This window comes from Lysobacter antibioticus, assembly GCF_001442535.1.
Classification (GTDB): Bacteria; Pseudomonadota; Gammaproteobacteria; order Xanthomonadales; family Xanthomonadaceae; genus Lysobacter; species Lysobacter antibioticus.
Genome location: NZ_CP013141.1, coordinates 2,001,967 through 2,026,778 on the forward strand (window position 1 = coordinate 2,001,967; position 24,812 = coordinate 2,026,778).

Here is a 24,812-nt window from a genome sequence, read left to right on the forward strand (position 1 = left end):
CGACCGCCACCCAAGCACCCGCGCCGCGACTTCAGTAATCTGCATCCCTCAAGCTTTCCCAAGCCCTACCTGAAACCCAGACCATGACCGACGACACCAGCCTGCCGCCCATCGACGAGAACCATCTGATCGCGGAGCGTCGCGCCAAACTCACGGCCATGCGCGGCGAGGGCATCGCCTTCCCGAACGACTTCCGCCGCGGCGATTTCGTCGGCGATCTGCAGGCGCAGTACATCGATGCCGAGCATTGGACCCAGGAAGCGCTGGACAGCGAGGCGCGCCGGGTCGCGATCGCCGGCCGCATCCTGCTCAAGCGGGTGATGGGCAAGGCCAGCTTCGTCCAGATCCAGGACGAGTCCGGGCGCATCCAGCTGTTCTTGCAGGCCAACGCGCTCGGCGAGACCTACGACAAGTTCAAGGGCTGGGACGTCGGCGACATCGTCGCCGCGGAAGGCCCGATCACCCGCACCAAGACCGGCGAGCTGTCGGTCAAGGCCGAGACCCTGCGCCTGCTGACCAAGGCGCTGCGTCCCTTGCCGGACAAGTTCCACGGCCTGGCCGACGTCGAGCAGCGCTACCGCCAGCGTTATGTCGACCTGATCGTGTCGCCCGACGCGCGCGACGTGTTCGTCAAGCGCTCCAAGATCATCCGCTCGATGCGCGCCTGGCTGGATACGCGGCGCTTCCTCGAAGTGGAAACGCCGATGATGCATTACATCCCCGGCGGCGCCGCGGCCAAGCCGTTCACCACCCATCACAACGCGCTCGACCTGCAGTTGTATCTGCGCGTCGCCCCGGAGCTGTACCTCAAGCGCCTGGTCGTCGGCGGCCTCGAGCGCGTCTACGAGATCAACCGCAACTTCCGCAACGAGGGCGTGTCGACCCGGCACAACCCCGAGTTCACCATGCTCGAGTTGTACGAGGCCTATGCCACCTACACCGAGATCATGGACCTGACCGAGGCGGTGATCCGTCACGCCGCGACCGACGTCCTCAACACCACCCAGGTCGAATGGGACGGCAACCCGATCGACCTCGGGCCGAAGTTCCGTCGCTGGTCGATGATCGATGCGGTGCTCGAACACAACCCCGAGATCAAGCGCGAAGAACTGCGCGACCTCGACGCCATGCGCGCCCACGGCGCGCGCCTCAAGGTCGCGGTCAAGCCGGGCTACGGCTGGGGCAAGCTGCTGCTGGAGATCTTCGAGAAGACCGTCGAGCACACTTTGATCCAGCCGACCTTCATCACCGATCACCCGGTCGAGGTGAGCCCGCTCGCGCGCGCCAACGACCTCGATCCGGAACTCACCGATCGCTTCGAGTTGTTCATCGGCGGCAAGGAACTGGCCAACGGTTTCTCCGAGCTCAACGACCCGGAAGACCAGGCCGCGCGTTTCCAGGCCCAGGTCGACCAGAAGGAGGGCGGCGACGACGAGGCCATGCATTACGACGCCGACTACATCCGTGCGCTCGAAGTCGGCCTGCCGCCGACCGGCGGTCTGGGCATCGGTATCGACCGCCTGGTGATGATGCTGACCGGCTCCTCGTCGATCCGAGATGTGCTGCTGTTCCCCTATATGCGCCCCGAAACCGGCCTCTGAGGCCGTCCCGGGGCGGCTGCGCGCTGGCCGTGTTAGCGCGGTGTGAGGTCGCGGCGGCCGGATCAAACGCAGGCAAGCACAATGGACGGCCAACGCGGGTTGGCCGTTTCTTCAGTCGGCGCGCGTTGAACCGTGACGTACAGCGCTCATTCGCATACTGAGTCCGGGCGATAGCGGGCGAACCCGGATCGTCTAGGGACCTTCGGCGGCTGTCACAGGCATCCTGGCGGGGTATGCTCCCAGATCGGTCACCACAGGGGGTGACCCCATTACGGAAGCCGGTGTGAACGTCGTTATCGTCGATGACCAAACGTCCGCGCGCACCATGCTGCGCCACATCATCGAGGACATCGCGTCCGAGTTGTCGGTGCACGATTTCGGTGAGCCCGAGGCGGCGCTGGCGTGGTGCGAAACGCACCAGCCCGACCTGTTGCTGCTCGACTACCGCATGCCGGGCATCGACGGGCTGGAGTTCGCGCGGCGTTTCCGCCGCCTGCCGATGCACCGGGACATCCCGATCATCCTGGTAACGGTGGTCGGCGACGAACCGGTGCGCCAGGCCGCGCTCGAAGCCGGGGTGATCGATTTCCTGGTCAAGCCGGTACGCCCGCGCGAGCTGCGCGCGCGTTGCCGCAACCTGCTGCAGCTGCGCCAGCAGTCCGAGAACGTCAAACAGCGGGCTTTGTCGCTGGAACAGCGGCTGCTGTCGAGCATGCACGAGGTCGAGGAGCGCGAGCGCGAGACCTTGTCGCGGCTGGCCCGGGCCATCGAGTACCGCGATGCCGGTACCAGCGCCTACCTGGAGCGGATGTCGCACATCGCCGGCCTGATCGCCGAGCAACTGGGCATGTTCGAGGACGAGATCCGGGTCATCGAGATGGCGGCGCCGCTGCACGATATCGGCAAGATCGCCATCCCCGACGCGGTTCTGATGAAGCCCGGCCCGCTGACCGAGGAGGAGACGGCGGTCATGCGCCGCCACCCCAAGATCGGCTACGAACTGCTCAGCGGCAGCCAGAACCGGTTCATCCAGGCCGGGGCCCTGATCGCCTTGCGCCACCACGAGCGCTACGATGGCAGCGGCTACCCGGACGGGCTGGTCGGGGACGATATTCCCCTGGAAGCCCGGATCGTGGCGGTCGCAGACGTGTTCGACGCCCTGATTTCGCCACGTCCCTATAAAAAAGCCTGGGACGTGGAGGAGGCATTGGGGTATATGTACGCTCAGCGCGGTCGTTTATTCGATCCACGTTGCGTGGACGCCCTGATCCGCAGCCGGGCCCGGCTCGACGAAATCTGCGATCGTTATTCGGCCAGCTTCCCCCGTCCCGGCTTGGAGTAGCCGATGGCTTCCATCCTGAGCGTGGTCAAGGAGCGCCTTTCGAACCGCCCGGACAGCGAGCACGGGCAGGCTCTGGTGCGGCTGGTCATCGCCTGCCTGATCGTCGCTTATCTGCTGGGCCTGCAGGCCTTCGACCGGGCCAGCGTGGCCACCCAGACCATGCTGTGGGTGATGTCGGCCGAGTCCCTGGTCGGCCTGGGCCTGATGGCGGCGATCGTGCGCCAGCCCGGAGCCTCGCACCTGCGCCGCTGGATCGGCATGATCGCCGACTATTCGACCCTGGCGATGCTGATGTCGCTGGACGCGCCCGCGCTGGCGCCGCTGTACGTGATCGTGCTGTGGGTGACCATCGGCAACGGCCTGCGCTACGGCACCACCTACCTGTACACCGCCGCGTCCCTGGCCGGCGCCTCGTTCCTGGCGGTGATCCTCAAGAACGACTATTGGCGCGGCCAGCCCTATCTGTCGGCCGGCCTGTGGCTGGGCCTGGTGGCGATCCCGGCCTACCTGTCCTCGTTGCTGCGCAACCTGCAGAAGGCAACCGAGGACGCCCGCCGCGCCAACGAGGCCAAGAGCCGGTTCCTGGCCAATATGAGCCACGAGCTGCGCACGCCGCTCAACGGCATCATCGGCATGGCCGAGCTGATGCACGGCACGCGCCTGGCGCCGGACCAGCGCGAGTACGCCGACGTCATTCACGCCTCGGCGCAGTCGCTGCTGTTGTTGGTCAACGACGTGCTCGACATTTCGGCGATCGAGGCCGGCAAGCTGCAGCGCCGCGACATCGATTTCAACCTGCAGGAAGTGATGAAGCGGCTGCAGAAGATGCTGCAACCGCTGGCCGCGGCGAAGGGGCTGACGCTCAAGGTCGATGTCGAGCAGGACGTCCCGGTGCGCCTCAACGGCGACAGCGCGCTGCTGACCCAGGTGCTGTTGAACCTGCTGCACAACGCGATCAAGTTCACCGAGAAGGGCGGGGTGTCGCTGGTCACTCGGCTGGTCGGCGGCGCCACCGGTCCCGGCACGCCCGGGGTCGAGCGCCAGGTGCGCTTGCGCTTCTCGGTACGCGACACCGGCATCGGCGTGCCGAGCGAGGACGTCGATCGCATCTTCCAGGCCTTCGAGCAGGTCGACAACGGCCCGACCCGCCGTTTCGGCGGCACCGGCCTGGGCACCACGATCGCCAAGACCCTGACCCAACTGCTCGGCGGCGAGATCGGCCTGGAAGCCAACCCCGGCGGCGGCAGTCATTTCTGGGTCGAGCTGCCGCTGCGCCTGGAAGAGGCCGCCCTGACCCAGCCCGATGCGCAGCAGGAAGGCAGCGGCAAGGTCATCTCGTTCGAGGACCCGTTCCTGCGCCACAAGACCCGGGTGCGCAGCCTGCGGGTGCTGATCGCCGACGACCAGTCGGCCAACCGCACCGTGCTGACCCGCATCCTGGAGCGCGCCGGTCACCGCGTGCAGGCCGCCAACGACGGCGAACAGGCCCTGGACCAGCTCGAACTCGGCCAGTTCGATCTGGCCGTGCTCGACATGCACATGCCCGGCCTCAGCGGCCTGGACGTGATCCGGCAGCTGCGTTTCATGCAGGCCGGCAACGGCCGCCGCACGCCGACCATCATCCTCAGCGCCGATGCGACCCTGCAGGCCTCCGAAGCGGCCAGCGAAGCCGGAGCGATGGCGTTCTTGACCAAGCCGATCGTGGTCGGGCGCCTGCTCGAAACCATCGCCGACGTGGTCGATTCGCAGCGCATGCCGGCGGTGCGCGCGATCAGCGACGTCAGCCGTCCGTTGACCAACCCGGCGGTGTTGGCCGAACTGGCCGAAATGGGTTTGGGCGATCAGTTCCTGCGCGATTTCGTCGAGCAGTGTTTGAAAGACGCGCAGTCCTGCCAGACCGACCTGGAGGCCGCGGCGGCGGTGGCGCGTTGGGACGAGTTGCGCGAGATCGCACACGCCTATAAGGGCGTGTCGGAAAATCTCGGCGCGCACTCGATTGCGGAGCGCTGCTCGCAGGTCATGCGCGCAAGCGACGACGTACTCGTTCGCGAATGTCCGAAACTGGTCGTGGACCTCGCTACGCAATTGTCGGCGGTAGCCGACGTCAGCCGTCAGGAAGTGGCGCGCCTCAGTCGCGGCAACCGCGGCAAGGACGTCCCCGACGTTTCTTGACAGCATCCTGCCACGCGAGGCGCGTGGCAGGCCCCCCCCTGCAAGACATCAGGCCAGCGCCAGCGCCGGCGCGGTCGCGCCGGCCCGGCGCTGCTGCGCACGCACCAGGCGTTCCATGGTCTTGAGCCCGCGATCGTTGAGGCGCATCGCCGCATCGACCCATTCGGTGGTCACCGACAGCAACTCGTCCAGACTGACCGGACGGCAGGCCTGGCGGACCGTGTTCATCGCCCGCAGGGCATTGCCCATGCGCTGGTTGCGCTTGATCAGCTCGGACGCCGCCTGCAAGCCGTAGCCGCGCGGCACGACCTGGTCGACCACGCCCATGCGCAGCAGTTCTTCGACCGGATAGACGCGGGCGTTGAGCATCATGCGTTCGGCCTGGACCGGGGTGACCCGGCGGGTCAGGAAGGTGTAGGCGCCCATGCCCGGGAACAGGTCGAACAGCACCTCCGGGAAGCCCATGCCGGTGCCGGCCTCGGCGATGATGGTGTGGCAGCACAGCGCGGCCTCGAAGCCGCCGCCGAGCGCATCGCCCTGGATCACCGCGATGCTGTGGACCCGGTCTTCGTGCAGCTGATAAAGATTGAAGGCGACTTCGATGCACAGGCATGCGTACTCGAGCAGACGCTCGCGATTGCCGCTGCGGATCATGCGCGAGAACAGCGCCAGGTCGCCGCCCAGGTTGAACACGTCGGCGTCGGAGGCGAGCACGAAATGGCGGATGCCGGCGCGCGGATCGCAATCGGAAGCCAGTTCGCGGCGAATGCGTTCCTGCGCGCGCTTCATGTCGTGGAGCAAGTGCTCGGAGAAGCAAGGCGAGTAGGGCGCGTCCTGTCCATGGACGTGATTGGCGGGCTGGGCGTGCATATAGCCCCAGTCGGTACCGCTGGCCGGGTCGGCGACATGGCGGAAGAGGGCGGGGACGTTCGCGATTGGCAGACGGGCGGACATGGACATGGCGGAACTCCTAGAGGACGGGTGGCGGGCCGGGATACCCGCGTTTCGATGCTACACCTCGCCCAGGCATCGTTCAGACAAGGTTCGGTCTTCGTCCTGGCGCATTCATTTCCGGCACAAAACCGGGGCTGAACCCCGGCCCGATTGCGGGCTCGGGCCGGCTCCGGACGGACACGAAAAAGGCCCCTCGGGGAGGGGCCTTTCGGGGTCGGCGCCAGGGGGGGCCGGCTCGTGCCGCGGAGCTTACTTGGGCGCGTCGCGCAGTTCCCGGCGCAGGATCTTGCCGACGTTGGTCTTGGGCAGCTCGGTGCGGAACTCGACGAACTTGGGATGCTTGTAGCCGGTCAGGTTGATCCGGGCATGCGCCTTGACGTCTTCGGCGGTCAGCGCCTGGTCCTTCTTGACGATCACCACCTTGACCGCTTCGCCGGACTTGTCGTCGGGCACGCCGACCGCGGCCACTTCGAGCACGCCCGGCATCATCGCGATCACGTCCTCGATCTCGTTCGGATACACGTTGAAGCCCGACACCAGGATCATGTCCTTCTTGCGGTCGACGATGTAGAAGAAACCCTGCTCGTCCATGCGCGCCATGTCGCCGGTGTGCAGCCAGCCCTCGTCGTCGATGACGTTGGCGGTTTCCTCCGGACGTTGCCAATAGCCCTTCATGACCTGCGGGCCCTTGATGCACAGCTCGCCGACTTCGCCCATGCCGAGCTTATGGTTGTTCTCGTCCTTGATGCAGGCGTCCGTCGAGGAGATCGGCAGGCCGATCGAGCCGTTGTACTCGGCCAGGTCCATCGGATTGATGCAGGCCGCCGGCGAGGTCTCGGTGAGGCCGTAGGCTTCGACCAGGGTGATGCCGGTAACTTGCTTCCAGCGATCGGCGACCGCGCGCTGCACGGCCATGCCGCCGCCGAGGGTCAGGTGCAGATGCGAGAAATCGACTTCGTCGAAACCCGGCGTGTTGAGCAGGCCGTTGAACAAGGTGTTGACGCCGGTGATCGCGGTGAACGGCGTTTTCTTCAGTTCCTTGACGAAGGCCGGCATGTCGCGCGGATTGGTGATCATGTGGTTGAGGCCGCCGAACTTCATGAAGACCAGTCCGTTCGCCGTCAACGCGAAGATGTGGTATAGCGGCAGCGCGGTGATGATGATCTCGTGGCCGGGCTTGGCGTTGGCGCCGACCCAGGCCGCGGCCTGCTGCATGTTGGCGACCAGGTTGCGATGGGTCAGCATCGCGCCCTTGGCCACGCCGGTGGTGCCGCCGGTGTACTGCAGGAAGGCGATGTCGTCCGGCGAGATCTCGATCTGCGGCAGCTTGTGCATCTGCCCGAGGGTAAGGGTGTCGCGGAAACGCACCGCGCCGGGGATGTCGTAGTCCGGCACCATCTTCTTGACGTACTTCAGCACGAAGTTCATCACCGGGCCCTTGAGCCCGCCGATCATGTCGCCCAGGCCGGTGCTGATGACCTGCTTGACCTGGGTTTGGCCGACCACGTCCTGCACGGTCTTGCCGAAGTTGTCGAGCACGAAGATCACCGCCGCGCCGGAGTCGTCGAGCTGATGCTTGAGCTCGCGCGCGGTGTACATCGGATTGGTGTTGACCACGGTCAGGCCGGCGCGCAACACGCCGAAGGTCGCGATCGGATACTGCAGGCAGTTAGGCATCATGATCGCGACGCGATCGCCCTTCTTGAGCTTGAGCTCGCCGAGCAGATACGCGGCGAACTGCGCGCTGAGCCGGTCGATGTCGCCGTAGGTCAGTACCTTGCCGAAATTGGAGAAGGCGGGACGGTCGCGATAATTTTCGATGGCGTTTTCCAGCACCGACACGATGGACGGAAACTCGTCCACGTCGATCTGTGCCGGCACGCCTTCAGGATACTGAGCAAGCCACGGTCGTTCGAAACTCATCGCGATCCCCTCTCTAATCGCTCGTCGATTCTGGCCGCCGGCCCGCTGTGTGCGCTGCCGTACGGTATTTTCTCGATTGGAGCATAGGCTCTACTGACTGGCAAGGCGATGCCGCGAAGGGCGGTGCGGACATTGTCCGAGGCGTAGCGGACCTGTCAGGATGGCGCTCCGAGGGGGCGCGCGAACGGTCGTGCGAAGCGGTCGCCGCCGCCGGCGGCGCAGGGACCGCGGCAAGGGGACGGCGGTAAAGGGAGGCTTCCGGTGAATAGTGCGAACAGTCGCGACAATGGGATCGCCGTGCGACAAGAATCGGGCCTTGGGCCGCCATGGCGCCGGTTCGTCTTGGCGGCGGTCCTGGCGCTGTTGTCGACGGCCTGCGGCCGCGACCCGCCCGAGCAGCGCCTGCGCGATTCGGTGACGCAATTCCAGGCCGCGGTCGAGCAACGCGACGCGCCGGCCCTGCAGGAGTGGCTGGCGGCCGATTTCGTCGGCCCCGAGGGACTGGACCGCGAAGGCGCGCGCCGGCTCGCGGTCGGCAGTTTCCTGCGCTACCGGCAACTGGGCGTGACGGTCGGCCCGCTCGATATCGCCATGCAGCCCGACCACGCGACCGTACGTTTCACCGCGGCATTGACCGGCGGTTCCGGCCGGCCCCTGCCCGAGGCGGCTCGGCTGTACGAAGTGGAGACCGGCTGGCGCGAGGAAGACGGCGACTGGCGCATGACCTCGGCGCGCTGGAGCGCGAAGCTGTAGTCCGAGAGCGTTCCGCGGCGCCGGGGCGATGCCCCGGAAAGCGCAAGCAGGACCCCGGATACGACGAGAGCGGCCGAAGCCGCTCTCGCAGGTGTGGCGGTGGCCGTGAGGCCGCAGGTTCTTCGTTCTTGCCGGCGCCGATCAAGCCGCCTTGCGCGCAGCGAGTTGGCGCAGGACGTAATGCAGGATGCCGCCGTGGCGAAAGTATTCGACTTCCTTCGGCGTCAGCAGCAGCACCTTGACCTCGATCGTCTTGTGGCTGCCGTCGGCTTTCTTGGCGACGAGGGTGGCGGTCTTGGCCGCGCCGTCGTCGAGACCGATCACGTCGATCACTTCCGAACCGTCCAGGCCGTGGCTCTGCGCGTTTTCGCCGTCCTTGAACTGCAGCGGCAGCACGCCCATGCCGACCAGGTTGGAGCGGTGGATGCGCTCGAAGCTCTCGGCCACGACCGCCTTCACCCCGAGCAGGTTGGTGCCCTTGGCGGCCCAGTCGCGCGAGGAACCGGTGCCGTATTCCTTGCCGGCGAACACCACCAACGGCACGCCGTCGGCCTTGTACTTCATCGCCGCGTCGTAGATCGCCAGCTTCTCGCCCTGTGACGGCTGGCCTGCGCCGCCGTCCTTGCCGAAGTACAGGGTGTTGCCGCCTTCTTCGCCGCCGAACATCAGGTTCTTGATGCGGATGTTGGCGAAGGTGCCGCGTACCATCACGTCGTCGTTGCCGCGGCGCGAGCCATAGCTGTTGAAGTCGGCCGGCTGCACGCCGCGCGAGATCAGGAAACGGCCGGCGGGCGAGTCTTTCTTGATGTTGCCGGCGGGCGAGATGTGGTCGGTGGTGATCGAGTCGCCGAACAGGCCCATCACGCGCGCGCCGCGGACGTCGTCGATGCTGCCGACCTGCATGGTCATGCCGTCGAAGTAAGGCGGGTTCTTGATGTAGGTCGAGCTTTCTTCCCACTGGAAGGACTCGCCGTCGGGCGAGGCGATCTGGTTCCAGCGGGTGTCGCCCTTGAACACGTCGGCGTAGTTCTGCGCGAACAGTTCCGGGCCGACGGTGGCGGCGATCATGTCGCCGATTTCCTTGTTGCTCGGCCAGATGTCGCGCAGGTACACGTCCTGGCCGTCGGCGCCCTTGCCGATCGGTTCCTTGGTCAGGTCGATGTTGACCGTGCCGGCGATCGCATAAGCCACGACCAGCGGCGGCGAGGCCAGGTAGTTGGCCTTCACTTCCGGATGCACGCGGCCTTCGAAGTTGCGGTTGCCCGAGAGCACCGAGGCCACCACCAGTTCGTTCTCGGCGATGCCCTTGGAGACTTCGTCCGGCAGCGGGCCGGAGTTGCCGATGCAGGTCGTGCAGCCGTAGCCGACCACGTAGAAGCCGAGTTTTTCCAGGTCGGCGAGCACGCCGGCCTTGCGCAGGTAATCGGTGACCACCAGCGAGCCCGGGCCGAGCGAGGTCTTGACCCAGGGCTTGGACTTCAGGCCCAGGCGCGCGGCGTTGCGCGCGAGCAGGCCGGCGCCGAGCATGACCGCCGGGTTGGAGGTGTTGGTGCAGGAGGTGATCGCGGCGATCACCACCGAGCCGTCGCACAGGTCGGCGTCCTGGTCGTGGATGCGGATCTTCGACACCGGCTTGGCGGCGAGGTGATCGGCCTGCGGCTGGGCGCCGCCTTCGCTCTTGAGCTCGTCGACGGCGCAGCCGACCTTGGGTTTGCGGTTGGCGATGAGCGGCCCGAGGTTCTCGCTGAAATTGGTGTGCACGTTTTCGAGCAGGACGCGGTCCTGCGGCCGCTTCGGGCCGGCCATCGACGGGCGCACTTCGCCGAGATCGAGTTCGAGCGTGGCCGAGTAGGTCGCATGCGGCTGGCCGGGTTCGTGCCACAGGCCCTGGGCCTTGGCATAGGCTTCGACCAGGGCGATCTGCTCTTCCGAGCGTCCGGACAGGCGCAGATAGGTCACCGCTTCGGCGTCGATCGGGAAGATGCCGCAGGTCGCGCCGTACTCGGGCGCCATGTTGGCGATGGTCGCGCGGTCGGCCAGCGGCAGGTGCTGCAGGCCGTCGCCGAAGAATTCGACGAACTTGCCTACCACGCCGTGCTTGCGCAGCATCTGGGTCACGGTCAGGACCAGGTCGGTCGCGGTCGCGCCTTCGGGCAACTGGCCGGTCAGCTTGAAGCCGACCACCTGCGGAATCAGCATCGAGGAGGGCTGGCCGAGCATCGCCGCCTCGGCTTCGATGCCGCCGACGCCCCAGCCGAGCACGCCGATGCCGTTGATCATCGTGGTGTGGCTGTCGGTGCCGAACACGGTGTCGGGGAAGGCCTGCAGCTCGCTGGCGCCGTCCAGGCCCTGGACCTCGCGGCCCATGACCACGCGGGCCAGGTTCTCCAGGTTGACCTGGTGGACGATGCCGGTGTTCGGCGGCACCACCTTGAAGTTCTCGAACGACTTCTGGCCCCAGCGCAGGAAGCTGTAGCGCTCCATGTTGCGCTGGAACTCGATCTTGCCGTTCAGGTCCAGCGCCTCGGGGCTGCCGAACACGTCGACCTGGACCGAGTGGTCGATGACCAGTTCGGAGGGGATCAGCGGGTTGATCTGGCGGGCGTTGCCGCCGAGCCGGCCGACCGCGTCGCGCATCGCCGCCAGGTCGACCACGCAGGGCACGCCGGTGAAGTCCTGCAGGACCACGCGCGCCGGCATGAAGGCGATCTCGGTGTCGGGCTCGCGGGTGGCGTCCCACTGCGCGACGGCCTCGATGTGGTCCTTGCCGACCGTGGCGCCGCCGTCTTCGTGGCGCAGCAGGTTCTCCAGCAGGATCTTCATCGAGTAGGGCAGGCGGCTGATGTCGTAGCGCTCGCCCAGGGCCGGCAGGCTGAAGTAGGTGTAGTCGCGGCCGTTGACGGAAAGTTTGCGGCGGGTCGAATAGGAGTCGGGCATGTCGGTGGAGCTCCTTTGGTACGGCTGGCGTGCCGCCGGGGCGGCACGGAGGCTGGCGCGCCTGGAGGATGGGCGCGGTGGCTGGCGATGGCGCCGATTATCGCTTTATCGGGTTCAGGAAGCGTGCAGACCATGGTCGCAAGCGCGCTACAGCGTTCCACCCCAAGCGTATGGATGGATCGCGCAAAGCCTTGCGCGGCGGGGGGCCGGCACACCCGCCGCGTTGCCGCGAAAGCCCTTTGAAGGCAAAATACGCGGTCGAGGCCGTGCCCTTCGCGGGCGCCCGCGGCCTTGCCTCCCAGCAACTCGCCACCAGCATCTCGCCACGTTGAATCCGATCGCGCCGGTCGCGGCGGCGGACCCACGCAGCCAGTGCCACGTCTTTACCGCTTCACTCCGACGGGAATCTCCATGCTCTCCAGCTATCGCCAACACGTTGCCGAGCGCGCCGCGCTGGGCATTCCGCCGCTGCCCCTGACCGCCCAGCAGACCGCCGAGGTCATCGAGTTGCTGAAAGCGCCGCCGGCGGGCGAGGAGGAGTTCCTGCTCGATCTGATCACCCAGCGCGTGCCGGCCGGCGTCGACGACGCTGCCAAGGTCAAGGCCTCGTATCTCGCCGCGGTCGCCTTCGGCACCGAGAAGAACGTGCTGATCAGCCGCGAACGCGCGACCGAACTGCTCGGCACCATGCTCGGCGGCTACAACATCCACCCGCTGGTCGAGCTGCTCGACGACGCCCAGGTCGGCACCATCGCCGCCGAAGCGTTGAAGAAGACCCTGCTGATGTTCGACGCCTTCCACGACGTCCAGGACAAGGCCGAGGCCGGCAACGCCAACGCCAAGTCGGTGCTGCAGAGCTGGGCCGACGCGGAATGGTTCACCAGCCGTCCGGAAGTGCCGGAAAGCCTGACCATCACCGTGTTCAAGGTGACCGGCGAGACCAACACCGACGACCTGTCGCCGGCGCCCGACGCGACCACGCGCCCGGACATCCCGATGCACGCCCTGGCGATGCTCAAGAACGCCCGCGACGGCATCGTGCCGGAAGAAGACGGCAAGCGCGGCCCGATCGCCTTCATCGAATCGCTGAAGGACAAAGGCCATCTGGTCGCCTACGTCGGCGACGTCGTCGGTACCGGTTCGAGCCGCAAGTCGGCGACCAACTCGGTGCTGTGGTTCACCGGTGAAGACATCCCCTTCATCCCGAACAAGCGCTTCGGCGGCGTGTGCCTGGGTTCGAAGATCGCGCCGATCTTCTACAACACCATGGAAGACGCCGGCGCGCTGCCGATCGAACTCGACGTGTCGCAGATGAACATGGGCGACGTGGTCGAACTGCGTCCCTATGACGGCAAGGCCATCAAGGACGGCCAGGTCATCGCCGAATTCGCGCTCAAGTCCGACGTGCTGCTCGACGAAGTGCGCGCCGGCGGCCGCATCCCGCTGATCGTCGGCCGCGGCCTCACCGCCAAGGCGCGCGAAGCGCTGGGCCTGCCCGCGTCGACCCTGTTCCGCCTGCCGCAGAACCCGGCCGACACCGGCAAGGGCTATTCGCTGGCGCAGAAGATGGTCGGCCGCGCCTGCGGCCTGCCGGAAGGCGAGGGCGTGCGTCCGGGCACCTATTGCGAGCCGAAGATGACCTCGGTGGGTTCGCAGGACACCACCGGCCCGATGACCCGCGACGAGCTCAAGGACCTGGCCTGCCTCGGCTTCTCGGCCGACCTGGTGATGCAGTCGTTCTGCCACACCGCGGCCTATCCGAAGCCGGTCGACGTCAAGACCCACCACACCCTGCCGGAGTTCATCTCCAACCGCGGCGGCATCTCGCTGCGCCCGGGCGACGGCGTGATCCACAGCTGGCTCAACCGCATGCTGATGCCCGACACCGTCGGCACCGGCGGCGACTCGCACACCCGCTTCCCGGTCGGCATCTCGTTCCCGGCCGGCTCCGGCCTGGTCGCGTTCGCCGCGGCCACCGGCGTCATGCCGCTGGACATGCCCGAATCGGTACTGGTGCGCTTCAAAGGCGAAATGCAGCCCGGCGTGACCCTGCGCGACCTGGTCAACGCGATTCCGCTGGCCGCGATCAAGTCCGGCTTGCTGACCGTCGCCAAGCAGGGCAAGAAGAACATCTTCTCCGGCCGCATCCTCGAGATCGAAGGCCTGCCGCAGCTGAAGGTCGAGCAGGCGTTCGAGCTGTCCGACGCGTCGGCCGAACGTTCGGCCGCCGGCTGCACGGTCAAGCTCGACAAGGAACCGATCATCGAATACCTCACCAGCAACATCACGCTGTTGAAGTGGATGATCGCCGAGGGCTACGCCGATCCGCGTTCGCTCGCCCGCCGCATCAAGGCGATGGAAGGCTGGCTGGCCAGTCCGCAGTTGCTGGAAGGCGATGCCGATGCCGACTACGCCGCGGTGATCGAGATCGATCTGAACCAGATCGTCGAGCCGATCGTGGCGTGCCCGAACGATCCCGACGACGTCAAGACCCTGTCGGACGTCGCCGGCGCGGTCATCGACGAAGTCTTCATCGGTTCGTGCATGACGAATATTGGTCATTTCCGGGCTGCCGCGAAGCTGCTCGAAGGCAAGCGCGACATCCCGACCCGCCTGTGGGTCGCGCCGCCGACCAAGATGGACGCGTCCGAGCTGACCAAGGAAGGCCATTACGGCACCTTCGGCACCGCCGGCGCGCGCATGGAAATGCCGGGCTGCTCGCTGTGCATGGGCAACCAGGCGCAGGCCCGCGAAGGCGCGACCGTGTTCTCGACCAGCACCCGCAACTTCCCGAACCGTCTTGGCCGCAACACTAACGTCTACCTGGGTTCGGCGGAGCTCGCGGCGATCTGTTCGCGCCTGGGCCGCATCCCGACCCGCGAGGAGTACATGGCGGACGTCGGCGTGCTTAAGGCCGACGGCGACAAGATCTACCGCTACATGAACTTCGATCAGATCGAAGACTACAAGACGGTCGCCGACACGGTGGTCGCGGCCTGATCGCCAAGCGGTAACGCACGACGAAAAACCCCGGCCTCGGCCGGGGTTTTTTATTGGGTGCGGTTAGCGCTATCCGACCCGCATGCCGCGTATCCGCCTATGCAGGAGCGGCGCAAGCCGCGACAGACGAAGCGACGCCACTCACCCGCAGAACGCGGCAAACGGAACGCGGTCGCGGCTCGCGCCGCTCCTACCCGGGAGGTTCCGCCCCAACGAAGCCGCGTGACCAAAGGGTAGGAGCGGCGCAAGCCGCGACAGGCGAAGCGACGTCAGCTACCCGCAGAACGCGGCAACCGGAACGAGGTCGCGGCTCGCGCCGCTCCTACATGGGAAGTTCCGCCACAACGGCACCGCGCCACCAAAGGGTAGGAGCGGCGCAAGCCGCGATAGGCGAAGCGGCATCACCACACGCACGACACGGCAACCGGAACGAGGTCGCGGCTCGCGCCGCTCCTACATGGGAAGTTCCGCCACAACGGCACCGCGCCACCAAAGGGTAGGAGCGGCGCAAGCCGCGATAGGCGAAGCGGCATCACCACACGCACGACACGGCAACCGGAACGAGGTCGCGGCTTACGCGGCTCCTGCCGGGAAGGTTCCGCCGCAGGAGACCCGCCCTCAGCCCAAACGCGCCTCGATCGCATCGACCATGGCGCGGCGGCGCAGCAGGAAATCCCAATAGCTGCCGCCGAGCTGGCGCCATAGCACCGCCGAGCGCACCGCGGCCAGCAAGGCGGCGCGGACTTCGGCGACCACGCCGGGTTGGCCCAGGTAATGCGGGTTGCCTTGGACCAGCACCCGCGGGCGCAGGTGGCTCAAGGTCTCGGCGTACAGGCTGCCGAGGGCGGCGATCACATCGGGGTGGCTGCTGCCGAGGCGGCCGGCGGCGGTGGCCTGGCCGTGGATGCCGCGCAGGACCTTCTCGGTCATGGCGGCGTCGCGGACGAAGCGGCGCTCCAGTTGCAGCACGGCCAGGGCCAGGCGCGGCAGGTGCTCGTCGTTGGCGCGGTTGACGAAATAGTCCTGCAGCAGCACCAGGCCCGGTCGCAGGTTCGCCAAGCCGCCGTAGACGGCCGCCGGGGTCGAGGCGTCGATGCGGAACACCGAGTCCAGGGCGGTGTCGAGCACGGAGGCGTTGGCCTGGCCGGTGTCGGCGATGCGCCGCACCTGGCCCAAGGCCTGGGCCAGGCCGGCGAGTGCGAGTACGCGTTCGGAGAGGTCGGCCATTACGTAGTGGGTTCCTTGGGGGGCAGGGGGGCGGCGCAATCGGGCGCGTCGGTGGCGGCGATCACCGCGCCACCCAGGCAGACCTCGCCGTCGTACAGCACCAGCGACTGGCCGGGCGTGACCGCGCGCTGGGATTGGGCGAAACGGACTTCCACGCTGCCGTCCTCGCGCACCGAGACTTCGCAGTCCTGGTCGGGTTGGCGGTAACGGGTCTGGGCGCTGCAGACGAAGCGGGCGGCCGGCGGCTGGCCGGCGATCCAATGGGCGGCTTCCGACCACAGGGTCTGCGAATGCAGCCAGGGGCTGTCGCTGCCCTGGTCGACGTACAGCACGTTGCTCGCGACGTCCTTGCCGACCACATACCACGGCGCCGGCTCGAAGCCGCGCACGCCGCCGATATTGAGGCCCTCGCGCTGGCCGAGGGTGAAATAGAACACGCCCGGATGGCGGCCGACGACCTGGCCGGCCGGGGTGCGGATCTCGCCTTCGCGCGCCGGCAGGTAGCGCGCCAGGAACTCGCGGAAATCGCGTTCGCCGATGAAGCAGATGCCGGTCGAATCCTTCTTGGCGGCGGTCGGCAACTGGGCCGCGCGCGCCATCTCGCGCACGTCGCGCTTGAGCAGGTCGCCGAGCGGGAAACGCGTCGCCGACAGCTGCGCCTGGCCGAGCTGGTGGAGGAAGTAGCTCTGGTCCTTGCTGCGGTCGAGCGCCCGCAGCAGGCGGAACTCGGCCCCGGCCTTATCGACGCGGGCGTAATGGCCGGTCGCGATGAACTCCGCGCCGAGTTCGCGGGCGGCGTCGAGGAAATGCTTGAACTTGATCTCGCGGTTGCACAGCACGTCCGGGTTCGGGGTGCGGCCGGCGGCGTATTCGGCGAGGAAGTGCTCGAACACCCCGGCCCAGTACTCGCCGGAGAAATCGCGGAAATGGATCGGCAGGCCGAGCCGACCGGACACCGCGACCGCGTCGCGGCGGTCGTCCTCGGCGCGGCAGTCGCCGCTGCCGTCGTCGGCCCAGTTCTGCATGAAGAGGCCGGCGATCGACTCGCCGGCGTCGCGCAGGCGCAGCGCGGCGACCGAGGAATCGACCCCGCCCGACATGCCCACGATGGTGCGTACCGATACGGCCATGAGGATCAGACCGGGTCGGGCGAGACCATTTGCTGCAGCAGATCCAGCGAATGGCGGCGCCCACCGAGATAGTCGGCGACCACCCGCCAGACCAGCGGGCTGCGGTGCTCGGGCGAGCGCGCCTGCAGCTCGGCCGGGCTCATCCACAGGGCCTGGACGATGCCTTCGTCGAGGCGCCGGCTCGGGTCGTGGCGGACCGGTTCGGCGGCGAAGGCGAAGCGCAGGTAGTGGCGGCCGCCGGCGCCGTCCTCCTGCAGCGGCGCCTTCCACTGGTAGGCGCCGACGAAGGCGGTCAGGCGCACGTCCCAGCCGGTCTCCTCGCGGGTCTCGCGCAGGGCCGCGTCGATCAGGCTCTCGTCCGGCTCCAGATGCCCGGCCGGCTGGTTGATCACCAGGCGCCCGCCGACCGATTCCTCGACCATCAGCAGGCGGCCGCCGTCGACCACGATGGTGGCGACGGTCACATCGGGTTGCCAGAATCGGCCTTCGCGGTAGCTCACGTCAGAATTCGTCCTGGCCGGGGGTGAGTTGCGATTCCATCTCGTCGGCCGCGCGGACCACATAGTCGATCGCATCGTCGAGGTCTTCCTGGCTCGCGTCGGCGTCCAGTTTGACCACGAACACGGCCACCGAGTCCTGTTTGACCCAACCGCCCATCTTGCTGAGCTGGCTGTCCTCGAGCAGGCGGTTGGCGACCTCGGCCGGGAAGTCCTTGTCCGAGGTGCGATAGCCCGGCGACCAGACCTCGCGGACCTGCAGCTTGCCGTAGCGCTCGGTGTGCGAGATGACGTAGGCCATCTGGCTGCGGTCCTCGTCGAGGCCGAAGGTCAGGGTGTAGTCGCCGTCCTTGTCGACCTCGTACTTGTAGCCCAGGGCATCGAGTTGCTTGCCGATGCGCGGGTCGGCGGTCTTGGCCGGGGCCGGCTCGGCCTTGGCCGGGGCGCTCTTGAGCGAGGCGGCGTCCGCCTTCGTCGTCGGCGCGGCCGTCGCCAGGACGGGCAGCAGCGAGAACAGCAGGGCAGGCAGGTAACGGGGCAGACGCATGAGGGTCCTTGAATTTCGCGGCGCCGGCGCAACCTTGACCGGCGGCTCCGACCAAGATGGCGGCGCTGCGGCATTTTGCAATGCGGCCGGGCATGCGTCCATGTCGCACGGCGGCCGCATCCACGGCGGGACAGGGCAGGGGTTTATAATCGCGCAATGGCAAAACAGACCGAACAAGAACACAGTCATGGCGTATTGGTGGAAACCGGCAAGCCCGAAGTCGCGCGGCCGCCGCTGTATTCCGTACTCCTGCTAAACGACGACTACACCCCGATGGACTTCGTGGTCGAGGTCCTGATGCGGTTTTTCCCGATGAACGTCGAAAAAGCCACCCAGATCATGCTCCACGTCCATACCCGCGGCCGCGGCGTATGCGGCGTCTTCACACGCGAGGTCGCCGAGTCCAAGGTTGCGCAGGTGAACGAATTTTCAAGACTTCACCAACACCCCTTGCTGTGCACGATGGAAAAGGCCTAAAAGGTAGTTGTCGCACCCGCTGGGGCGGGGCATGGAAAAGCCGGCGAGCGCCCCCACGTAGCGTGCATACGTTCTGGAGGCTCCGCCCCATGTTCAGCAAGGATCTCGAATACAGCATCGGCCAGTGCTACAAGCGCGCCCGCGAGGCGCGCCACGAGTACATGACGGTCGAACACCTGCTGCTCGCACTACTCGACAACCCGTCCGCCGAGGCCGTCCTCAAGGCGACCAACGCCGACTTCGCGCGTCTGCGCAGCGACCTCGAACAGGCCATCGCGACCTCGGTCCAGGTGCTGCCCGACGACGTCGACCGCGATACCCAGCCCACTTTGGGTTTCCAGCGTGTGCTACAGCGCGCTGTCTATCACGTGCAGTCTTCCGGCAAAAAGGAGGTCACCGGCGCCAACGTGCTGGTCGCCATCTTCGGCGAGAAGGATTCGCACGCGGTCTACTTCCTCAATCAGCAGGACGTGGCCCGCCTCGACGTGGTCAATTACCTGTCGCACGGCATCGTCAAGCACAACGCCGAAGATAGCCACGGCCATCACGAGGAAAGCGAATCCAAGCCGGCCGAAGGCCCGGAGAGCGAAGGCAAGTCCGACGCCCTGGCCGAGTTCGCCAGCAACCTCAACCAACTGGCCCGCGAGGGCAAGATCGACCCGCTGGTCGGCCGCGGCGACGAGGTCGAACGCACCATCCAGGTACTGTGCCGCCGGCGCAAGAACAATCCGCTCTACGTCGGCGAGGCCGGCGTCGGCAAGACCGCGATCGCCGAAGGCCTGGCCAAGCGCATCGTCGACGGCGACGTGCCGGAAGTGCTGCGCAACGCCACCATCTTCGCCCTCGACCTCGGCGCCCTGGTCGCCGGCACCAAGTACCGCGGCGACTTCGAGAAGCGCCTCAAGGCGGTGCTGGCCCAGCTCAAGAAGCAGCCCGAGGCGATCCTGTTCGTCGATGAGATCCACACCATCATCGGCGCGGGTTCGGCCAGCGGCGGCACCATGGACGCCAGCAACCTGATCAAACCGGCCCTGTCCTCGGGCGAGCTGCGCTGCATCGGTTCGACCACGTTCCAGGAATACCGCGGCATCTTCGAGAAGGACCGCGCGTTGGCGCGGCGCTTCCAGAAGATCGACATCGTCGAGCCGACCGTCGGCGAGACCTACGAGATCCTGCAGGGCCTCAAGCCCAAGTACGAATCGCACCACGGCGTGACCTACGCCGACGAAGCCTTGCAGGCCGCGGTCGACCTGTCGGTCAAGCACATCGGCGACCGTCTGTTGCCGGACAAGGCCATCGACGTGATCGACGAGGCCGGTGCGCGCCAGAGGCTGCTGCCGGAGAGCGTGCGCAAGCAGCTGATCGACATCGAAGAGATCGAGATGATCGTGGCCAAGATGGCGCGCATCCCGACCAAGCAGGTCTCGGCCAGCGACAAGGACGTGCTGCGCAACCTCGAGCGCAACCTCAAGATGGTCATCTTCGGCCAGGACGCGGCGATCGAGACCCTGGCCTCGGCGATCAAGCTGGCGCGCTCGGGGCTGGGCAACCCGGACAAGCCGATCGGCAACTTCCTGTTCGCCGGCCCGACCGGCGTCGGCAAGACCGAGGTCACCAAGCAGCTCGCGTTGCAGCTCGGCATCGAGCTGGTCCGCTTCGACATGTCCGAGTACATGGAGCCGCATTCGGTCAGCCGCCTGATCGGCGCGCCTCCGGGCTACGTCGGTTTCGACCAGGGCGGCCTGCTGACCGAGAAGATCGTCAAGACCCCGCACTGCGTGTTGCTGCTCGATGAGGTCGAAAAAGCGCATCCGGACATCTTCAACATCCTGTTGCAGGTCATGGACCGCGGCACCCTGACCGACACCAACGGTCGCGAGGCCAACTTCAAGAACGTGGTGCTGGTGATGACGACCAACGCCGGCGCGGCCCAGGCCTCGCGGCGCTCGATCGGCTTTACCAAGCAGGACCACTCGACCGATGCGATGGAAGTGATCCGCAAGGGCTTCAGCCCGGAATTCCGCAACCGCCTCGACGCGGTGGTGCAGTTCCAGGCGCTGGGCTTCGATCACATCCTGCGCGTGGTCGACAAGTTCCTGATCGAGCTGGAGGCGCAACTGCACGAGAAGAACGTGACCTTGACCGCGACGCCGACCGCACGCGACTGGCTGGCCCAGCACGGTTTCGACCCGCAGATGGGCGCGCGTCCGATGGCGCGTGTGATCCAGGACAAGATCAAGCGTCCGCTCGCCGACGAACTGTTGTTCGGCAAATTGGTCGGCGGCGGCCGGGTCACCATCGACGTGCGCGACGACGAGCTGATCGTCGATGCGCACGCCGAGCCGGAGCGCTTGTTGCCGGTCACGGTCTGATCGTCTCAGCGACGAGGTAACGAAAAAGGCGGCCTGCGGGCCGCCTTCTCGTTTCCGCCCGATGCGGGGCGTCGATCAACGCGCGCGGCGATAACCCTTGAACGCGGTCTCGTCGATCTTTTCGACCGATTCGATGTCGCAGAAATCGCGCTGAGTCTTGACCCGGGTGCCGCTCGGGCAGATGCGGCCCTTGGTCTTCTCGGCGCTGACCACGAGCTTCGGGGTGAAGCTGAGGTCGTAGCAACCCTTGCGTACGTTCAATCGGTAGTAATTGTCGGCATCCTTGACCAGGACGGCCTTCTCTCCGACACGCGACAACTGGGCCTCGGCGCTGAGATCGACGCAGGCGTCGATCGGATCCGCGAACGCGACACTCGCGGAAAGACAGAGCAGGGTGGCCAGAGCGGTCCTTGATAGCGGCAACATGGGGGCGTCCTATTGAGCGAGCTCGGATTGAGCTGAGGCAACGTTAGTCGCGTCGCGCCGCATGCGAATCTGGAAGAAGTCGTTGTGACCTTCGTCACGGCATGACGTTTGGCATAAACCGTTTCGCCGCTTTGTGCATCTACAGAGGGTTGTGGTTTCTTTCTGCGCCCGTGCGCGGCAACGGCGATGACGAGATCTGCGTGGGCTGCGCGGGCTTGCGCCGTGCCCGGCCGCATCGCAGGGGACGCAGCCGAGCGCGTCGCGTTCTGTGAGGCGGCGACGCGCAATTGTCGCAGTGCAGCTCGATCGGCGCGCGCAGCCGATGCTAGCGTCGGCATGCCGCATCGGCAGGTTGCAGTACACGCACGTCGTCGCGTCGTCCGTCACCGCAGTTGCCCGGGATTCGCAGCAAACGCCCATGGACGGCGAGCGCCGACGAGGTCTTTCGTCGACTCAAGGAAGGAGTGTCCGTATGAAGTTTCGCAAGTTCGCGCTCGCGGCCGTCGCCGCTGTGGTCTTCTGCTCTTCGGCCGTCGCCGGCGTCTGGCCGGGGCCGTGTCAGGTCTGCCGCAACGCTTACCAGGCCTGCCAGCTCGATCCCGCCGCCGAGTGCGAATCCGAATTCAGCCGTTGCCTGATCCAGGCCGGCTGTCCGCTGGAATAGTCGGTCCGCTGTTCGTCTTTGCCACACGCCGGCCGCAGCGGCAGCGATCGCCATGCCCGCGAGGCTGCGAGCCGGCGCCAAGACCGTCGTTTCATCCCACCCAAGGAAAGGAGTTCACCCATGAAACTGCGTGGTTTTTCGCTGGCCGCGATGGCCGCCTTCGCGTTCGCCAGCGCCGCATCGCTGACCGCGACCGCGGCCGATCCCTGCGACGCCTGCTGGCGCACCTACAACAAGTGCATCGAGGTCGGCAGCGACCCGGGCTATTGCGAGTACAAGGTCACCGAGTGCCTGGCGCGCTACGGCTGCCCGGCGCCGCCGTTCTGAGTTCCGCCCGGCGGGGACGGCGGCCCGCTGACAGGCCAAGCGCTCGCCATGGGCGGAGCGCAGTGCAGGCCGCCACGGCCGCATGAGCGGCCTGGGGCGCCTGTGAGCCTGGCCGGCAAATCCGAGGCATGAAAAAGGCGGCTAACGCCGCCTTTTTTCAATAACTTACCGCAATTACTTCATGCGGTAGGTGATGCGACCCTTGGTGAGATCGTAGGGCGTCATTTCGACCTTGACCTTGTCGCCGGTCAGGATACGAATGTAGTTCTTGCGCATGCGACCCGAGATATGGGCAATGATCTCGTGCCCGTTTTCGAGACGCACGCGGAACATGGTGTTCGGAAGAGTTTCCGCCACCGTGCCCTCGAATTCGATCACGTCATCTTTTGCCATGTGTTTCCTAGGGAGTCGCGAGAAGCGGGCGTCGCGCGCCCGCGAAGCCGCACATTCTGCCACGCCGGCGGCTGGGTAGCAAAAATCCGTTAATCGCGCCGGCCGCTGGGACTGGAACCGGCCTCGCGGTCCGCCAGTCGCGAAGCCGGCCAATCGCCGAAGCGCTCGGTCCAGGGCCCGGCCGGCTCCGGCAGCGCGGTCAGAGCGGCGACCTCGGCCAGGAAGGCCGCGCGCGGCATCGACTCGGCGCCCAGGCTGAGCAGGTGCGGGTTCTCGACCTGGCCGTCGAGCAGCGGCCAGCCCCATTCGTGCAAACGTCTCGCCAGTGCCGCCAGTGCGACCTTGGAGCCGCCCGAGCGGGCACTGAACATGCTTTCTCCGAAGAACATGCGCCCGATCGCGACCCCGTAGATGCCGCCGGCCAGGCGCTTGCCGTCGTAGACCTCGACCGAATGGGCGTGGCCGAGCTCGTGCAGGCGCTGGTAGGCGGCGAGCATGTCCTCGGTGATCCAGGTGCCGTCCTGGTGCGGGCGGGGCGCCCGCGCGCAGGCGGCGATGACCTCGGCGAAGGCGGTGTCGGCGCGCACCGTCCAGTCGCACTGGCGCAGGCCGCGGCGGAATTTCGACGGCAAACGCACGCGGTCGGTGCGGAACACGGTGCGCGGGTCCGGGCACCACCACAGCAGCGGATAGCCTTCCGACGGCCATGGAAACACGCCGTGGCGGTAGGCATTGAGCAGCCGGCCCGGGCTCAGGTCGCCGCCCATCGCGAGCAGGCCGTCGGGCTGGCGCAGGGCGCGTTCGGGCGGCGGAAAGGGCGCGTCGGGGTCGGGCGAGAGCAGGATCGGCGGCTGGCTCATGGGCCCGGCTCCGTGGCGATCCCCTGAGTCTGCGCTTCGACCGCTTTGAACGGTGTGTGCAGGGCCAGGGTGCGCGCGTACTGCCGCACCGAGGCCGCCTCGTCGCGGCACCAGGGCCGCAGGGCGCCGCGGAAGCCGGGGTCGGCGATCCAGTGGCGGCTGCGCACGAAGCTCGGCAGGAAGCCGCGCGCGAGCTTGTGCTCGCCCTGGGCGCCGGGCTCGAAGCGGGTCAGGCCCTCGCGCAGGCAGTAATCGATGCCCTGGTAGTAACAGGTCTCGAAATGCAGCCCGGGCAGGCTGACCTCCGCGCCCCAGTAGCGGCCGTACAAGGTGTCGCCGCCGCGCAGGCACAGCGCCCCGGCGATCGCCTCGCCCTCGCGCTCGGCCAGGAAGATCACCAGCGACTGCGGCATGCTCCGCGCCAGATGGCGCAGGAAGTCCAGGGTCAGCGCCGGGTGGTTGCCGTATTCGGCGAAGGTGGTCAGGTAGAATCGGTGCATCGTCGCCAGGTCGGTGTCGCTGGCGTCGCTGCCTTCGACGATGCGGAAGCTCACCCCGGCGCGGGCGACCTTGGCGCGCTCCTGGCGAATGTTCTTGCGGTGCTTATGGTCGAACGCGGCCAGGAACTGGTCGAAATCCCGCCAGCGCCGGCCCTGCGCATCGGCGTCGTTGCGCCAGTGGTACTGCACATCGATGCGCTGCAGCCAGTCGCCGCCGCAGGCCTCGTGCTCGAACGCGGCCTCTTCGCCGGCCTCGTGGAAATTCAAGTGCGCCGACGACAGGCCCTGGCGCTCGCACAACTGCGCCATCGCCGACAGCAGCAACGGCCGCTGCGCATCGTCGCGCGCGAGCAGGCGCGGCCCGGTCACCGGCGAGTACGGCACGGCGGCCAGCCATTTCGGGAAGTAGTCGCGGCCGTGCTGGGCATAAGCGTGGGCCCAGGCGTGATCGAACACGAACTCGCCGTGCGAGTTCTGCTTGAGGTAGGCCGGCATGGCCGCGATCAGTTCGTCGCCGTCCCACACGCTCAGGTGGTGCGGGGCCCAGCCCCATTCCTCGCGCAGGCAGCCCTGTTGTTCGAGACCGGACAGGAAGGCATGGGCGACGAAGGGATTGCGGCCGTCGTGCAGCGCATTCCATTGCGCGGGCGCGACCTCGGACAGCGAGGCGAGCAGCCGGATCGACAGAGCATCGGTGCTTGCGGTCACGG

20 protein-coding genes are annotated in these 24,812 nt (G+C 67.0%); 9 read left to right on the top strand and 11 right to left on the bottom strand.

Translation table 11 applies throughout. The annotated features are described in order from the left end of the window. Nucleotides 1-83: 83 nt before the first annotated feature. The 3 genes from lysS (at nt 84) to GLA29479_RS08075 (ending at nt 5,115) form a co-directional block, all read left to right on the top strand. A complete protein-coding gene (gene lysS, locus GLA29479_RS08065) occupies nt 84-1,601 on the top strand; it encodes a lysine--tRNA ligase (RefSeq protein WP_057918115.1) in 1,518 nt (505 codons plus the stop codon). A gap of 220 nt (nt 1,602-1,821) precedes the next feature. Then, nucleotides 1,822-2,943, top strand: a complete 1,122-nt coding sequence (locus GLA29479_RS08070) for an HD domain-containing phosphohydrolase (protein ID WP_425599977.1) — start codon at nt 1,822-1,824, stop codon at nt 2,941-2,943. Between the two features lie 3 nt (nt 2,944-2,946). Then, nucleotides 2,947-5,115, top strand: a complete 2,169-nt coding sequence (locus GLA29479_RS08075) for a response regulator (RefSeq protein ID WP_057971291.1) — start codon at nt 2,947-2,949, stop codon at nt 5,113-5,115. A 48-nt stretch (nt 5,116-5,163) separates the two neighbouring features. On the opposite strand, the gene GLA29479_RS08080 is transcribed toward GLA29479_RS08075, so the two are convergent. Both GLA29479_RS08080 and GLA29479_RS08085 read right to left on the bottom strand, forming a co-directional pair. Further along, complete coding sequence (locus GLA29479_RS08080; protein WP_057918113.1) at nt 5,164-6,075, bottom strand: crotonase/enoyl-CoA hydratase family protein; 912 nt, start codon at nt 6,073-6,075, stop codon at nt 5,164-5,166. A gap of 243 nt (nt 6,076-6,318) precedes the next feature. Beyond that, entirely contained in the window at nt 6,319-7,992 is a 1,674-nt protein-coding gene (locus GLA29479_RS08085) for a long-chain fatty acid--CoA ligase (protein ID WP_057971292.1), read from the bottom strand. A gap of 342 nt (nt 7,993-8,334) precedes the next feature. Between GLA29479_RS08085 and GLA29479_RS23585 the strand changes: the two genes are divergently transcribed. Next, the gene (locus tag GLA29479_RS23585) at nt 8,335-8,745 is read left to right on the top strand and encodes a nuclear transport factor 2 family protein (RefSeq protein ID WP_144436411.1); all 411 of its coding nucleotides are present in this window, start codon (nt 8,335-8,337) and stop codon (nt 8,743-8,745) included. Between the two features lie 141 nt (nt 8,746-8,886). Here the strand turns inward: GLA29479_RS23585 and acnA are convergent, their stop codons facing one another. Then, entirely contained in the window at nt 8,887-11,682 is a 2,796-nt protein-coding gene (gene acnA / locus GLA29479_RS08095) for an aconitate hydratase AcnA (protein ID WP_057971293.1), read from the bottom strand. A gap of 411 nt (nt 11,683-12,093) precedes the next feature. On the opposite strand from acnA, the gene acnB reads away from it, so the two are divergent. Further along, complete coding sequence (gene acnB, locus GLA29479_RS08100; protein WP_057971294.1) at nt 12,094-14,682, top strand: bifunctional aconitate hydratase 2/2-methylisocitrate dehydratase; 2,589 nt, start codon at nt 12,094-12,096, stop codon at nt 14,680-14,682. A gap of 618 nt (nt 14,683-15,300) precedes the next feature. Here acnB and hflD read toward each other — a convergent pair. From hflD to GLA29479_RS08120, 4 genes are read right to left on the bottom strand one after another with little or no spacing between them, the layout of a single operon-like run. Beyond that, complete coding sequence (hflD, locus tag GLA29479_RS08105; RefSeq protein ID WP_031372287.1) at nt 15,301-15,909, bottom strand: high frequency lysogenization protein HflD; 609 nt, start codon at nt 15,907-15,909, stop codon at nt 15,301-15,303. Next, a complete protein-coding gene (gene mnmA / locus GLA29479_RS08110) occupies nt 15,909-17,039 on the bottom strand; it encodes a tRNA 2-thiouridine(34) synthase MnmA (RefSeq protein WP_057918109.1) in 1,131 nt (376 codons plus the stop codon). The genes hflD and mnmA overlap by 1 nt, the downstream gene beginning before the upstream one ends. Nucleotides 17,040-17,044: 5 nt before the next feature. Then, entirely contained in the window at nt 17,045-17,539 is a 495-nt protein-coding gene (locus tag GLA29479_RS08115; protein ID WP_057918108.1) for an NUDIX hydrolase, read from the bottom strand. A gap of 1 nt (nt 17,540) precedes the next feature. Then, nucleotides 17,541-18,083 carry a type III secretion system chaperone family protein gene (locus tag GLA29479_RS08120; protein WP_082638400.1) on the bottom strand — a complete coding sequence of 181 codons (543 nt, stop codon included), beginning with the start codon at nt 18,081-18,083 and terminating at the stop codon, nt 17,541-17,543. A 156-nt stretch (nt 18,084-18,239) separates the two neighbouring features. On the opposite strand from GLA29479_RS08120, the gene clpS reads away from it, so the two are divergent. Together clpS and clpA are read left to right on the top strand one after the other, a co-directional pair. Continuing rightward, nucleotides 18,240-18,560 carry an ATP-dependent Clp protease adapter ClpS gene (gene clpS / locus GLA29479_RS08125; RefSeq protein WP_031372291.1) on the top strand — a complete coding sequence of 107 codons (321 nt, stop codon included), beginning with the start codon at nt 18,240-18,242 and terminating at the stop codon, nt 18,558-18,560. A gap of 89 nt (nt 18,561-18,649) precedes the next feature. Beyond that, nucleotides 18,650-20,932, top strand: a complete 2,283-nt coding sequence (gene clpA / locus GLA29479_RS08130; RefSeq protein WP_057918107.1) for an ATP-dependent Clp protease ATP-binding subunit ClpA — start codon at nt 18,650-18,652, stop codon at nt 20,930-20,932. Between the two features lie 75 nt (nt 20,933-21,007). Here the strand turns inward: clpA and GLA29479_RS08135 are convergent, their stop codons facing one another. Then, a complete protein-coding gene (locus GLA29479_RS08135; protein WP_057918106.1) occupies nt 21,008-21,358 on the bottom strand; it encodes a DUF6491 family protein in 351 nt (116 codons plus the stop codon). 472 nt (nt 21,359-21,830) lie between these two features. Between GLA29479_RS08135 and GLA29479_RS08140 the strand changes: the two genes are divergently transcribed. Beyond that, nucleotides 21,831-22,022: a hypothetical protein gene (locus tag GLA29479_RS08140; protein WP_057918105.1), complete on the top strand. Its 192-nt coding sequence runs from the start codon at nt 21,831-21,833 to the stop codon at nt 22,020-22,022. 120 nt (nt 22,023-22,142) lie between these two features. Then, complete coding sequence (locus GLA29479_RS08145) at nt 22,143-22,349, top strand: hypothetical protein (RefSeq protein WP_057918104.1); 207 nt, start codon at nt 22,143-22,145, stop codon at nt 22,347-22,349. Between the two features lie 174 nt (nt 22,350-22,523). Here the strand turns inward: GLA29479_RS08145 and infA are convergent, their stop codons facing one another. The 3 genes from infA to GLA29479_RS08160 all read right to left on the bottom strand — a co-directional run bounded on the left by infA (nt 22,524) and on the right by GLA29479_RS08160 (nt 24,789). Beyond that, nucleotides 22,524-22,742, bottom strand: a complete 219-nt coding sequence (infA, locus tag GLA29479_RS08150) for a translation initiation factor IF-1 (RefSeq protein ID WP_031372296.1) — start codon at nt 22,740-22,742, stop codon at nt 22,524-22,526. An 89-nt stretch (nt 22,743-22,831) separates the two neighbouring features. Beyond that, the gene (aat, locus tag GLA29479_RS08155) at nt 22,832-23,602 is read right to left on the bottom strand and encodes a leucyl/phenylalanyl-tRNA--protein transferase (RefSeq protein ID WP_057971295.1); all 771 of its coding nucleotides are present in this window, start codon (nt 23,600-23,602) and stop codon (nt 22,832-22,834) included. After that, on the bottom strand, nt 23,599-24,789 hold the full coding sequence (locus GLA29479_RS08160; protein ID WP_144436748.1) for a GNAT family N-acetyltransferase: 1,191 nt from the start codon (nt 24,787-24,789) through the stop codon (nt 23,599-23,601). The genes aat and GLA29479_RS08160 overlap by 4 nt, the downstream gene beginning before the upstream one ends. Nucleotides 24,790-24,812: the final 23 nt, after the last annotated feature.

Coding starts and splice junctions, on each gene's coding strand:
- lysS (WP_057918115.1), top strand. CDS start 84: ATGACCGACGACACCAGCCTGCCGCCCATCGACGAGAACCATCTGATC.
- clpS (WP_031372291.1), top strand. CDS start 18,240: ATGGCAAAACAGACCGAACAAGAACACAGTCATGGCGTATTGGTGGAA.
- GLA29479_RS08085 (WP_057971292.1), bottom strand. CDS start 7,992: ATGAGTTTCGAACGACCGTGGCTTGCTCAGTATCCTGAAGGCGTGCCG.
- acnB (WP_057971294.1), top strand. CDS start 12,094: ATGCTCTCCAGCTATCGCCAACACGTTGCCGAGCGCGCCGCGCTGGGC.
- hflD (WP_031372287.1), bottom strand. CDS start 15,909: ATGGCCGACCTCTCCGAACGCGTACTCGCACTCGCCGGCCTGGCCCAG.
- GLA29479_RS08120 (WP_082638400.1), bottom strand. CDS start 18,083: ATGCGTCTGCCCCGTTACCTGCCTGCCCTGCTGTTCTCGCTGCTGCCC.
- GLA29479_RS08140 (WP_057918105.1), top strand. CDS start 21,831: ATGAAGTTTCGCAAGTTCGCGCTCGCGGCCGTCGCCGCTGTGGTCTTC.
- GLA29479_RS08145 (WP_057918104.1), top strand. CDS start 22,143: ATGAAACTGCGTGGTTTTTCGCTGGCCGCGATGGCCGCCTTCGCGTTC.
- infA (WP_031372296.1), bottom strand. CDS start 22,742: ATGGCAAAAGATGACGTGATCGAATTCGAGGGCACGGTGGCGGAAACT.
- aat (WP_057971295.1), bottom strand. CDS start 23,602: ATGAGCCAGCCGCCGATCCTGCTCTCGCCCGACCCCGACGCGCCCTTT.
- GLA29479_RS08080 (WP_057918113.1), bottom strand. CDS start 6,075: ATGTCCATGTCCGCCCGTCTGCCAATCGCGAACGTCCCCGCCCTCTTC.
- mnmA (WP_057918109.1), bottom strand. CDS start 17,039: ATGGCCGTATCGGTACGCACCATCGTGGGCATGTCGGGCGGGGTCGAT.
- GLA29479_RS08075 (WP_057971291.1), top strand. CDS start 2,947: ATGGCTTCCATCCTGAGCGTGGTCAAGGAGCGCCTTTCGAACCGCCCG.
- acnA (WP_057971293.1), bottom strand. CDS start 11,682: ATGCCCGACTCCTATTCGACCCGCCGCAAACTTTCCGTCAACGGCCGC.
- clpA (WP_057918107.1), top strand. CDS start 18,650: ATGTTCAGCAAGGATCTCGAATACAGCATCGGCCAGTGCTACAAGCGC.
- GLA29479_RS08135 (WP_057918106.1), bottom strand. CDS start 21,358: ATGTTGCCGCTATCAAGGACCGCTCTGGCCACCCTGCTCTGTCTTTCC.